This window comes from Streptomyces capillispiralis (genome assembly GCF_007829875.1).
GTDB classification, from domain to species: Bacteria; Actinomycetota; Actinomycetes; order Streptomycetales; family Streptomycetaceae; genus Streptomyces; species Streptomyces capillispiralis.
In genome coordinates, this window is record NZ_VIWV01000003.1 from 53,761 (window position 1) to 64,426 (window position 10,666).

Consider the following 10,666-nt stretch of genomic DNA (forward strand, 5'->3'; position numbering starts at 1 on the left):
TCGGTGGTGAGGGGCGGGAACACACGGAGCGCCGCGACCGGCCGGGAAGGGCGGGGGCGGCGCTCCGGGGTGGTGCTACTGGGTGGTGGTGTCGGTGACCACGAGGAACTGGTCGCTGGGCAGGTCCATCACGACCTGGGCGTTGGTGCCCTGGGCGCGTTGGGCGGCTGCGTACTCTTCGGCCGGCCAGGAGCCGCGGGGAGCTCCGGCGGGGAACCGCTCCAGGATGGTCCGGGTGGCGTGCGCGGTGGTGGTGGCCATCAGGCGTCGCCGCCGTTCACGCGCTCGTGGATGTCGATGAGGGTGGCGATGGCGTCGGGGTTGTCCGCCAGGCCGACCCACTGCCCGTGCGCGGTGAAGACGGGCACGGCGTCCGTGTCTCCGTCGAAGATCACGACGTAGTCGCCGTACCTGTCGAGCACCGTCTCCCGTAGGACGGGGACCAGTGTGGTGTCCAGAACCTCCAGGGCGTCGACGGTGAGCCGGGCGTGCTCGCCGGGCGTCGGCGGCTGGACCAGGGTGCCGGTCGCGCGCAGCAGGTCGCCGGGCTGTATGCCGTTCAGCAGCTCGTGGGTGATTCGGGGGTCACCGCTGGTGCAGGTGATGACCGTGTCGGGGGCGTCGTCGTCGAGCGCGTCGATGTCGGCGGGCCGGACGACCAGGTCGAAGGTGACGGTGTCGCGCGGTCCGGGGACGGGAATCGCGTCGACCCAGCCGTCGACGGCGCAGTGCTTGGTGTCCATCAGTTGGCCTCCGCCAGGGTCTTGGTGGGGCGAGGGGAGCGGGGTCGGGTGGTGCGCTGGGCGATGTCCAGCAGCTCGCGGTTGCGCCGCTGCTGGGCTTCGGTGAGCGGGCGGGCCTTCGTGCCATGGCGGTGCCAGAGCGGGGAGGCGGGCGGCTCGGGGTAGGCGAGGGCGTGGTCGACGTCGCGGTCGGTGCTGCTCATGGGTCCTCCAGGTGGAGGTCAGGCGTGGTCGCCTTGGCCCTTCTTGGACTTGGGCTTCGGCGCGAGGTCGGAGGCGAACCGCCCGAGGCGGGCCTCAACGGGGTTGGCGGTGATCCAGTCCTCCGCGCATGCCTTGTGCACGGGCTCACCGGAGTGGGAGCGCATGTGCGTGGGCTGGCCGCACAGCGTGCAGGGGAGGTCCTGCCAGCGGTCGAAGTGCTGGCCGTCGCGCCAGACGAGAAGCTCGCCGGGAGCCGGAATCAGGCCCGGCTCGAACGGCGGCTTCTCCTTCTTCGCGCGTCCCCTGCGGGTCACGGCCGGAAGGCGGGCAGCTGCTGGAACACGCGCTCCAGCAGGCCCGGCGTCGGCTTCCAGGGCACGACCTGCCCGCGCGCGGGGACGGGCAGGGGGAGCTCCTGGACGTCGTCGAGCACCAGGTGCCAGGCGCCCGGGTGCGCCCACTCCGAGCAGGGCGGCGCACCGTCGGGGTCTTGGTGGCAGTCGGTGATCCGGGCGACGCCGACCACGGCGCCGGTGACCAGCTGGCGGTCGCGGATCGTGCGGCCGATCAGCGGAGTTCGCAGGGCGGGCCGGTCGATGGTCTTGCTCGTGTGCAGCAGCACCCAGCCGGGCCGCCACCGCGTGGGCCGGTTCTCCACCGTCTTGGCCCCGGCGAGGATGCAGGCCGCGCATGGCTGCCGGATGCTGATGCCCCGGATCCAGTCGCCCTCGGGCAGGGTCGCGGTGCTCATGCGGCCCGCCCCCACACGGCCGTGCCCGGCCTGCCCGCCCGGCGTCCGTTGATGGGCGGGACCGTGGTGTGCGCGGGGGTGGCGAGGACCGCGCGGCCGGAGTGCTTGCCGTCGTACAGCGCGGTGTCGGCCGCCCTCTGCAGGCCGGTCAGGTCGCGGGTGCCGAGGATGTCGGGGGCTGCGGCGCCGACCGAGGCGGCGACTTTGAGGGTGCGGCCGTCGTCCAGGGTGACCGGCGTGTGCAGCATCTGGACCAGCTGCGCGAGGCGCTGCTCGCGACGGCCGGCGGGCAACTGCAGTACGACCGCGAACTCATCGCCTCCGAGGCGGCCCGCAGCGGCGCGCGGGCCCGCCCACGCGGTGATCCGGGCGCCGAACGCGGCGAGCACGGCGTCCCCGCCCGGGTGCCCGGCCGTGTCGTTGATCTGCTTGAAGTGGTCGGCGTCGACCATGACCACGGTCACGCTGTCGCCGTGCCGGGCGAGGATCCGGCGGGCGCGGGCGGTGTAGGCGTCGCGGCGCAAGAGTCCGGTCAGCGGGTCCTTCCGCGTGGCGGCGAACCGCTTGTGCAGCGCGACGGCGTGCACCGCCCAGCCGGTCAGCGGCACGGCGGCGGTCGTCAGCAGGAGGGTGCGCGAGCCGATTCGGCCCCGGTGGTGCAGGACGGAGTCCATACTGAGGATCTCCCTCTCGTCTCGTACGGGTTGGGTGGGCCCGGGGCAGGCGACGGTTTCCACGCCTGGACGCCTGTCCCGGGGCAGAGCTACAGCTCGAAGGGGCTGGAGTTGAGCCAGCTGTACGGGCTCCTCCAGGGGCCGGCCTTCGCGGCGGGCCAGTCGAGCTCCCAGCCGGGCCGGTATCCGCAGGCACCCCAGCCGTCCGGGCGCCCGTGGGGAATCTCAAGTCCGGCCTCCGCCGCGGCGCGTGCCGCGTCGTAGACCTCGTGCGCGGCCTTCATGGCGGCGCTACGGCTGTCGGCCTGGCCGGTGAAGACGTGCACGCCTTCCAGGCCGGGGGTCTCGGTGCTCCGTATGGGGACGTCGACCTCGAAGTAGGGCAGGGTCATGACGTCCGTCTCCTCTCGTGATCGCGGCGGTTGAGGGACCACCGCGACCGCCCCGGCCTCCGGCGGTGGGCCGGGGCTGGGGCAGCACGGAGGATCCGTCAGCCTCGGATCGCTTCGAGGGCCTGCTCCTCGAGGTCGGCGCGCCCGTCGGGGTCGTCGTCCTGGTCGTGGACGGTGCAGACGATGTCTCGTCGTCGTCCAGGTCGCCGTTGAGCGCGCGGAACAGGCAGGTGACGCTGTAGGCGGGCACCCAGGCGTAGCCGTCGCATTCGTCGTCGTGCGGGCACGGCACCATGACGTCGAACCCGACGTCGCCCTCGCCGTCCACGTCGGTGCGCAGGGCGAGGGTGAGGTACATCTGACCGAGGCGGACCTCTGCGACGCGGTCGCCGCCGGCGACGTTCGAGCCGGGCTTCCACTGCCACAGCGGCACGATCTCCTCGCCGAACATCCGGGCCACGAGGTTCAGGTCACCGAGGCCGTCGCTGCCGTCCAGGCCGAGGTCGGCCTGCCGGGCCCCGCTCAGGCGCTCCAGGAACGGAAGCAGCCGGTAGAGGCTCTCGGAGTAGACGACCTCGGTGAAGCCCTCCGCTTTGAGGCCGCGGCGCTGTGAGTCGACCATGTCCTTGCGCTGCCGGATGACCACTTCCTCCGGCACGCGGCGGTTGGCCGGCCGCGCGCCCTGCCGGTCCACGCACACCGTGCTGGGGGTGGCGACCAGGAGCGCGATGGGGAGCATGTTGTGCCGCTTGGCTGCGGCGACCAGCGGCCGCCTGGCCGCCTCGGTGACGTTGGTTGCGTCGACGACCGTGAACAGCCGGCGGCGCATCCTCGCCTCCAGGAGCAGGTGCAGGGCGGCGACCGCGTCGGCGGTGGCGTCCTGGTCGCCCGCGTCGTCGCTGACCGTCTCGCGGAGCGCGTCCAGGGACAGGACCTGCGAGGCGGGCCAGGTGTTCGCGATGGTGGTCTTCCCGGCCCCGGCGGGGCCGATGAGGACGACCAGGCTGTTCTCGGGCATCTGCGGGTAGTACGGCGCGGTCATACGGACTCCTTGGAGGGGTGAGGGTGCCGGGCAGCTCGGTGGACGCGCTGCCCGGCGTGGTGGGTGAACGGGACGGCTTCGCGCGCCGTCAGCGGACGATCATGTGGGCGGGGTGGCCGCCTTTCATGTGGTCCACGCACTGCGGGCAGTCCTCGCGCGGACCGAGCCCGGCGTGGGCCTCGCGGCTGGCGTACGCGTGGAACCAGCACTGCGTGCACTGCCCCCGGGGCGGGTCCGTCGCCTTCGCGCTCGCCATCTCAGCTGTCTCCTTGCGGGTGAAGGGCGCGGGCAGACCAGATCAGGCGCTGCCCGGCGTCGTCGGTGATCAGGGCGGCGGCCTCGTGCAACGGGCAGGAGGCGTCTCCGTCGCGGTCAGGCTCGATCTGCTCGGCACGGCGCGCGGCGGCGGTGAGCAGCTGCGCCAGGGCCGCGAGGAAGCCGCCGGCCGGGTCGGTGTCCTCGATGAGCTCGCGCAGGATCGCGGCGAGCTCCTCCTGGTCGACGTCGTCGGCGCGAAGGTCGTCCTCGATCTGCTGGAGGGCCAGCGAGGCGATCCCGACCGAGGCGCGGGCGCGTTCCAGTCGCGTCCGGGGCTGGCTGGTCACCGGGTGGTGGCCTTGGCCGTGGCAATGAGCGCGGCGACGGTCTCCCAGCCGTGGTGCCAGGAGTTGTCGAGGTGGAAGGCGCCGTTCATTCCGTGCGAGGCCAGCTTGTAGAAGTCGGTCTTGCCGGTCTTGTCGGCGAGCTTCTCCATGACGCCGTGGCCGGGCACGCGGCGGTCCGCGATGTAGTGCGTGCCGAAGGACAGGGCGAGCGCGGCCGCGGCCGCGCCGGGGTGGACCCGAATGCCCAGCGCGCGGGCCCCGAGCCCGGCGACGACCGCCTGGGTGGCGGTGTAGGTGACGCAGTGGTGCAGGCACGCCTTGCGGCCGTCGGCGGTGCCGTGGGTGGTCTTCTCCTTGGTGGCCGGGTCCTCGTAGGTCACCGGGGCGTCGTCGGAGGCGCCCTTCACGCGGGCGCAGAAGTCGTTCTGGACCCAGAAGTCGCCGACCGCGCTGGCGGCGCGGGTCAGTCCAAGCAGGGCGGCGAAGACGGCGGGACGATGCATGCTGGAGGTCTCCTGATCTCGAAGAGGGTGAGGGAGCGGGTGGCCGGCCCTTTGCCGATGCGCGGCCACCCGGCGGTCCCCGACCCCGGCCGGCGTGGCCGGGGTCGGGTCGTTCAGAACGGGGGCTCGTTGTCCGGCCAGGCCGGAACGGGCAGGAGCCGGACGCGCAGCTCGCGCCGGTCCGACCAGCAGCCGCACGCCTCCATCTCCGGGTTCGCGCCGCCGACCCACCAGCCGCCTGCGCCCCGGCAGTCGGGGCAGGAGCGGCGGGGCCGGGGGCGTCAGTTCGATGCGGTGCCGGTCGGCGTACAGCCGCCAGTGGCCCGGCCTTGAGCACGGACACGGCGGCGAACGGGACGGCGGGCGGCGATCAAGCAGGGCGGCCGCGCAGACGGCAGCCGGTCACCGCAGCGGGATGGCGCGGCAGTTGGCGGCGTGGCTGTTGGCGTCCGGCCGGATGCAGAACAGGAAGTCTTCCTCGGGCCGGTCGGAGAAGTCTCCGCAGCCGTGGCAGTTCCAGCGGTTCTTGTCCGAGTGCTCGCCGGGGCCGGTGACGTCCACGTAGCTTGCCGCCGACCGTGATGAACCGGATCAGCAGGTTCTTGGGGCGGTCGGGCTCGGTGAAGGCGGCGGCGCGGACAGCGGTACTCATGGGCGGTTGGTCCTCTCGGATCAGGCGGCTCTACCTTCTTGATCGGGTTGATCGAGCCATTCGTAGGGTTGGGTCGCCCAGGGGTGCTGGGTGTGTGGCTATCAGGCGGCTGCCGTCTCGTGGCTTCCCTTGCTTCGCCGCTCAGCGCCCCACGACGACTCGGCCGCCGATTAGGAAGTGCGAACAAGTCGCTGTGTAGAGCAATGCCGGCGAAGTCGTCCGTGGCACGAGCAGTACGCACACGCATGTCAGGAGCGCAATGAGTCGGATATGGGCGGGATCGACAGCGGCAAGGGCCATCACCACGGCCTTGTTCTGGACGCGGACGGCAAGACCCTGTTGTCGCGGCGGGTGGCCAACGACGAGCCCGAGCTGTTGAAGCTGACGTCCTGGACCTGGCCGACGGCCGTGAGGTCACCTGGGCCATCGACATGACCGGCGGAGAGCCGGCACTGCTGCTGGCCCTGCTGGTCAACCACGGCCAGGAGGTCCTCTACATGCCCGGCCGGCTGGTCAACCGGGCATCCGACGGCTACCGCGGCGAGGGCAAGACCGACGCCCGCGACGCCTATGTCATCGCCGACCAGGCCAGAATGCGCCGCGACCTGCGGCCCATCCGTCCCGGCGACGAAGCCGCCGTGGAACTCAAACTGCTGACCGGACGCCGGGCCGACCTGGTCGAGGACCGCACCCGCGTGGTGAACCCGCCTGCGCGGCACCCTGCTGAGCATGTTCCCGGCCCTGGAACGGGCCCTGGATGTCACCAGCACGGGACCGCTCAGGCTGCTGACGGGCTACCAGACCCCGGCCCGCGATCCGCTTGGGCCGGCATCACACGGCTCGCGAGGGTGGCTGGCCAACCGCAAGGTCCGCAATGCCAGAGCCCCTGGCCGAGGCTGCGGTCGAGGCCGCCGAACGCCAGCACACCGCCGTCCCGGTGAGAAGACCATCGCCAAGCTGGTCCACACCCCTGGCCGAGGAGGTGATGGCCCTCAACGAGCAGATTCCGTGAGCTGGACAAGCTCATCGAGGGCCGGTTTCGCGAGCACGAGCTCGCCGACTCATTCTGAGCGTCCCCGGCATCGGCACGGTTCTGGGAGCGGAGTTCCTCGCCGCCGTCCGCGGCAGCCTCGACGAGTTCGACTCCCCGGACGCCCTGGCAGCCTTCGCCGGCGTCGCCCCAGCACCTCGCGACTCGGGCAAGGTCAGCGGCAACCTCCACCGGCCGATCGCCTACCACCGAAGACTCCAGCGCGTCTTCTACACCTCCGCGCTCGTCAGCGTCCGCTACGACCCGAACTCGCGGAAGTTCTACGACCGCAAACGCGCCGAGGGCAAGAAGCATGTCCAGGCCGTGCTCGCCCTCGCCCGCCGACGCGTCAACGTCATCTGGGCTCTGATCCGTGACCGACGGTGCTACGAAGTGGCACCCCCGGCCACGGCCGCCGCTTGACAACAGCATTAGGAAGCAAGCAGGTGCTTGGCCGGGGGAGCGATGTAGGAGGCGGGGTCGGCGGGCGTGCCGTCGAAGCACTCCAGGCAGGACCCCAAGGTCTTCAGCGGGAGGCAGTGGAAGTAGCGCCGGCGGCAGGTGCCGCACGTCTGGCGTGCGGCCATGGCCTTGTCGAGCGCGGCTTCCTTCGCGAGGGTCATCGGGCGCTTCGGCTTCGCCAGGTCGATCCGGTACAGCCATGCGAAGCGCTTGCCGCCGCGGCACTCGATCCGGGCGACGGGCTCTTGGCCGCCGGGGCGCAGTCCCATCTCCCGCAGTTGGCGGCGGGTGGCGAGGTTGTCGCGCCCGGCCTGCTTCCACCGGAAGACCAGTAAGGAGCCGTCGCCGGGGTCGTACGGGTCGACGTCGAGCAGGTCCTGGTCCTGGTCGGCCATCACCTGCTCCAGGTACCGGGCAACCGGCGCTGAGGCAGCGGGTAGCGAGGTCCGGGACGCTGCGGGCGGGGCCGGCCGATCCGGCGGCGCGGGCGGGGGATGAGCACGAGCGGTTCCTCCTGGTGTCGTTGGACAGCAAGCACCGCGCCTCGCCGACGTCGTGCTGGTGTCGGCGGGGCGCGGTGCGAGGTGGCCGGTCGGCCTGTCCAGCCCTCGCCCACCCGCGAGCGGGGTGGGCGAGGACCAGGCGGAGCGACCGGAAGGTCAGTCCCGGAACGGGCAGCCGCTGTGCGGGTGCTGTTCGACGACCGGGGCCGGAGCCGGGGCGGGTACGTGGACGTGGATCTCGGGCTTGACGGAGACCCTCGCCGGGCGGGCCGGACGGCCGACGCGGCGGCGCAGGGTCAGGCCGCGCATCGCGAACGCGGACAGGACCGTCCAGGCGAGGACCGCGAGGCCGACCGCGATGGGACGGCTGGTGGCGGGGGTCGCCGTCCAGACCATGAACACGGAAGCCGCGCCCCACCCCGCCCACATCGCACGCACCCCGTTGTTCCGGGAGAGGTAGCCGAGGACCAGGCCGGTGATGCCGGTGAGCAGCCACAGCGTGTAGACGGTGGAGGCCGCGACCGGGAGACCGGCGGAGTGCTGCGCGATGTAGGTGCGCACCGGCTGGTCGACGACGGCGAACACGCCGCTGGACGTGTCGCCGCCGACCTGCACCTTGGGCACGGCGGTGAGCAGCTGGTGCAGCCCCTCAAGGACGACTTCGCCGGCGGCCTTGGCCATCAGCACGATGAAGGACACGCCGGCCACCATCAGGACGGCCCGGAGCCAGGGGGCCATGTACCGGAAGCCGTCCTCGGGGGCGCTGAGGACGTCCTCCCACATCGCGCGCAGGACGCCGTCTTCCTCCCATGCCTCCTGCCACCAGGTGCGCAGTGCGGCGAACCGCGGCTCCTTGGGCGGAGCCTTCGGGAAGGGCACGGGGAGGTAGGCGAGCTCCTGGCGGTCGGCGCGGGGGGTGTTGTCGTTGGACGGCACGGGGCAACTCCTCGTTGTCGATGCGGGGTTCACGGAGCGTGCGAGTGGGCCAAGCTGTGAGCGACGGGATTGAAGAGAGGGGGCGGCTGCGATGGGGTGGTTCACCCACGATGAGCCGGAGGAAGTCGTCTTCGAAGAGGTCGTGGACACGGACGGGCAGATCTGGCCCGCGTTCACCGACGACGACGGTGTGCTGTGGATCGACGTGGACTACGACGTCGAGGTGACGATCAATGGCGCGATCGTCGACGGGCAGATCCGGGGTGCCGAGGTCGATGAGCACGGCCGAATCTGGATCGACTACGACTGACCGCGAGGCCGGACGGCCTGTCCCGCACCCGAAGCCCCGGCCCGGTGGGCGAGGTGTCGGATACGAGGCAGGGCGCCCGGAGTTCAGCGGACGTCGTTGCGGGTGCGGGAGAACATCCCCCGCTGGTTGCTGGTGTTGTTGATCTGCGTGTTCTGGGTGACCGGGCCCTCGTAGACCGTCTTGGACACCGACCTGCGGGCCTTGCTGAACGCGCCGCCGATCGCGGTGGCGACCATCGCGACGCCGGCGAACGGCAGGGTGACCATGAGGACGCCGTAGAGCGTGACGGAGGCCAGACCCTGGAGGACCAGCCAGGCACCGCAGCCGACACCGGTGATGCCGGCGCCGACGCCGATGGAGGCCACCGCGATCCCGGCCGCCCACGCGGGGACGATCCGCTTGTCGTCCTGATGGACGGGCGGGGTGTCGCCGTAGGCGGGCAGCGGGGTGTCGTCGCGGAACGACGTCGGGATGTGCCGCACGGGCGGCATCTCGGGCTGGAAGGACCGGGCGATGATCCGCTCGGCTTCGGCCTTGGCTTCGTCGTCGGTGAGCGGGCGGGTGATGGGCTCGAAGTCCACGGTGATCTCCGTTTCGGGGCAGACGCGGGGCGCCCTCCCCGCCGTGGTGGCGGGGAGGGCGCAGGGGCGGGAGGGGGCTGGCGGTGCTACTGCTACTGGTCGGCGGCGTCCTCGAGCGCGGCCAGCGTCGGGTACTGCAACGGCCGGCGGGTCTCGGAGCGGACCACCAGGCCGTCCTGGCGGCCGGTGCGCAGGAGGTCGGCGACCAGGGCGCGGGCCTCGGGGCTGGCCGCGAGGATGTCGGTGGCGTCGTCGACGACCAGGACCAGGGGGCGGTTCATCGAGGTGTTCTCCTTCTCGTTCGGCAGGGACGGGACCGGGGTGGTCAGAAGCTACTGATCCATCCGGTGAGGGAGGACACGGCGCTGGTGATCGTGGGGGCGATGCCGGTGCTGGCGAGGAAGAAGCCGAACAGGCAGACGGCGATGCCCGGCATGATCCGCTGGTAGCCGGTGCGCACCAGGATGACGACGATGATGCCAAGCAGGAGGACCAGGGAGATCGACAGGGCCACGGGGATCGGTTTCCTTCGGTGAGTGGGTGGTGGGTGCGGGTCAGCTGTCGGCGAGCTGCCAGTGGCCGCGCTTGAGCGACTTGGCCAGGCCCTTCGCCTTGAGCTGGGTGCAGGCGTTACTGACGCTGGAGGGCTGGAAGCTGGGCAGGGCCTCGCGCAGCTGCTTGAGGCTCTTGGGCCCGTCGGCGAGCAGGTCGAGGATCTGGTCCTGGAGGCCGGGCTCCTCCCCGATCTCGGGGCCGCCGTCGCCGAACGGGATGCCGAACGGCGCCTCGAACGCGGCGGGCGCCTCATCGCCGTCTCCGCCGTCGGCGTCCGGGGCCGGGGTGCCGGCCGCCGGAGTGCTGCCAGGGGCGTCGGAGAACGCCTGGGCGAGGGTGTCGCAGTCGGCGTAGGGGTTGGTGTGCCGCACGCCGTAGATCGCGGCCCCGGCCTGCGCGGCCTTGGCCTCGCCCTCGGTCAGCCCGGTGGGCGGGTCCTCGCCGTACAGGGCGATCAGGTCGGGGTAGACCCCGTCCTTCTTCTCCGCGAAGAAGGTGCGCATGAACTTGGCGCGCCCGTCGAGGAACATGTACGCCATGCCCGCGGTGGACTCGCCGTCCTCGTCGTCCTTGCCGGAGAACAGCGCCTCGATCTGCCCGTTCTCGTAGATCCGGGCAGGGATGTTCTCCATCTGGAAACCGGCCGGGGCGATGCCGTCCAGGCCCATCTCCTTGGTGGAGGAGGAGGCGGTGCGCATGAGGAACAGCGCGCCGACCTTGCCC

At 71.8% G+C, this 10,666-nt stretch carries 18 protein-coding genes and 2 pseudogenes; 2 read left to right on the top strand and 18 right to left on the bottom strand.

The genetic code is table 11. From position 1 onward, the window contains the following. Window positions 1-75 precede the first annotated feature (75 nt). The 12 genes and pseudogenes from FHX78_RS36525 to FHX78_RS37885 all read right to left on the bottom strand — a co-directional run bounded on the left by FHX78_RS36525 (window position 76) and on the right by FHX78_RS37885 (window position 5,475). Window positions 76-261 carry a hypothetical protein gene (locus tag FHX78_RS36525; RefSeq protein ID WP_145872476.1) on the bottom strand — a complete coding sequence of 62 codons (186 nt, stop codon included), beginning with the start codon at window positions 259-261 and terminating at the stop codon, window positions 76-78. Then, window positions 261-743: a hypothetical protein gene (locus FHX78_RS36530; protein WP_145872475.1), complete on the bottom strand. Its 483-nt coding sequence runs from the start codon at window positions 741-743 to the stop codon at window positions 261-263. The genes FHX78_RS36525 and FHX78_RS36530 overlap by 1 nt, the downstream gene beginning before the upstream one ends. Next, window positions 743-946, bottom strand: a complete 204-nt coding sequence (locus FHX78_RS36535) for a hypothetical protein (protein WP_145872474.1) — start codon at window positions 944-946, stop codon at window positions 743-745. Before FHX78_RS36535 ends, FHX78_RS36530 begins: the two co-directional genes overlap by 1 nt. 18 nt (window positions 947-964) lie before the next feature. Continuing rightward, complete coding sequence (locus FHX78_RS36540) at window positions 965-1,261, bottom strand: hypothetical protein (protein ID WP_145872473.1); 297 nt, start codon at window positions 1,259-1,261, stop codon at window positions 965-967. After that, window positions 1,258-1,698: an ASCH domain-containing protein gene (locus FHX78_RS36545; protein WP_145872472.1), complete on the bottom strand. Its 441-nt coding sequence runs from the start codon at window positions 1,696-1,698 to the stop codon at window positions 1,258-1,260. Before FHX78_RS36545 ends, FHX78_RS36540 begins: the two co-directional genes overlap by 4 nt. After that, complete coding sequence (locus tag FHX78_RS36550; protein WP_145872471.1) at window positions 1,695-2,372, bottom strand: GGDEF domain-containing protein; 678 nt, start codon at window positions 2,370-2,372, stop codon at window positions 1,695-1,697. The genes FHX78_RS36545 and FHX78_RS36550 overlap by 4 nt, the downstream gene beginning before the upstream one ends. Before the next feature lie 89 nt (window positions 2,373-2,461). After that, window positions 2,462-2,764 (bottom strand): hypothetical protein, encoded by a 303-nt coding sequence (locus FHX78_RS36555; RefSeq protein WP_145872470.1) that lies wholly within the window; start codon window positions 2,762-2,764, stop codon window positions 2,462-2,464. 98 nt (window positions 2,765-2,862) lie between these two features. Beyond that, window positions 2,863-3,806 (bottom strand): annotated as a pseudogene (locus FHX78_RS36560) (AAA family ATPase). A gap of 88 nt (window positions 3,807-3,894) precedes the next feature. Next, entirely contained in the window at window positions 3,895-4,062 is a 168-nt protein-coding gene (locus tag FHX78_RS36565; protein WP_145872469.1) for a pRL2-8, read from the bottom strand. A 1-nt stretch (window position 4,063) separates the two neighbouring features. Further along, on the bottom strand, window positions 4,064-4,411 hold the full coding sequence (locus tag FHX78_RS37250) for a hypothetical protein (protein ID WP_189908778.1): 348 nt from the start codon (window positions 4,409-4,411) through the stop codon (window positions 4,064-4,066). Then, entirely contained in the window at window positions 4,408-4,914 is a 507-nt protein-coding gene (locus tag FHX78_RS36575) for a hypothetical protein (RefSeq protein ID WP_145872468.1), read from the bottom strand. The genes FHX78_RS37250 and FHX78_RS36575 overlap by 4 nt, the downstream gene beginning before the upstream one ends. A 402-nt stretch (window positions 4,915-5,316) precedes the next feature. Continuing rightward, on the bottom strand, window positions 5,317-5,475 hold the full coding sequence (locus FHX78_RS37885) for a hypothetical protein (protein WP_244403751.1): 159 nt from the start codon (window positions 5,473-5,475) through the stop codon (window positions 5,317-5,319). Between the two features lie 350 nt (window positions 5,476-5,825). Here FHX78_RS37885 and FHX78_RS38320 point away from each other — a divergent pair. After that, window positions 5,826-7,019 (top strand): annotated as a pseudogene (locus tag FHX78_RS38320) (IS110 family RNA-guided transposase). A gap of 8 nt (window positions 7,020-7,027) precedes the next feature. Here FHX78_RS38320 and FHX78_RS36595 read toward each other — a convergent pair. Beyond that, window positions 7,028-7,453, bottom strand: coding sequence for an RRQRL motif-containing zinc-binding protein (locus FHX78_RS36595; RefSeq protein WP_145872465.1), 426 nt, complete (start codon window positions 7,451-7,453; stop codon window positions 7,028-7,030). Window positions 7,454-7,717: 264 nt separating this feature from the next. Then, entirely contained in the window at window positions 7,718-8,497 is a 780-nt protein-coding gene (locus tag FHX78_RS36600) for a hypothetical protein (protein ID WP_145872464.1), read from the bottom strand. Window positions 8,498-8,588: 91 nt separating this feature from the next. Between FHX78_RS36600 and FHX78_RS36605 the strand changes: the two genes are divergently transcribed. After that, a complete protein-coding gene (locus FHX78_RS36605; protein ID WP_145872463.1) occupies window positions 8,589-8,807 on the top strand; it encodes a hypothetical protein in 219 nt (72 codons plus the stop codon). A gap of 83 nt (window positions 8,808-8,890) precedes the next feature. On the opposite strand, the gene FHX78_RS36610 is transcribed toward FHX78_RS36605, so the two are convergent. From FHX78_RS36610 to FHX78_RS37115, 4 genes are all read right to left on the bottom strand, one after another. After that, complete coding sequence (locus FHX78_RS36610) at window positions 8,891-9,388, bottom strand: hypothetical protein (protein WP_145872462.1); 498 nt, start codon at window positions 9,386-9,388, stop codon at window positions 8,891-8,893. A 92-nt stretch (window positions 9,389-9,480) separates the two neighbouring features. Then, window positions 9,481-9,669: a hypothetical protein gene (locus FHX78_RS36615; protein WP_145872461.1), complete on the bottom strand. Its 189-nt coding sequence runs from the start codon at window positions 9,667-9,669 to the stop codon at window positions 9,481-9,483. Window positions 9,670-9,713: 44 nt separating this feature from the next. Continuing rightward, window positions 9,714-9,902 carry a hypothetical protein gene (locus tag FHX78_RS36620; RefSeq protein ID WP_029380917.1) on the bottom strand — a complete coding sequence of 63 codons (189 nt, stop codon included), beginning with the start codon at window positions 9,900-9,902 and terminating at the stop codon, window positions 9,714-9,716. 40 nt (window positions 9,903-9,942) lie between these two features. Continuing rightward, window positions 9,943-10,666, bottom strand: a 724-nt coding sequence (locus tag FHX78_RS37115) for a hypothetical protein (protein ID WP_167532041.1), incomplete at its 5' end; no start/stop codon positions are given.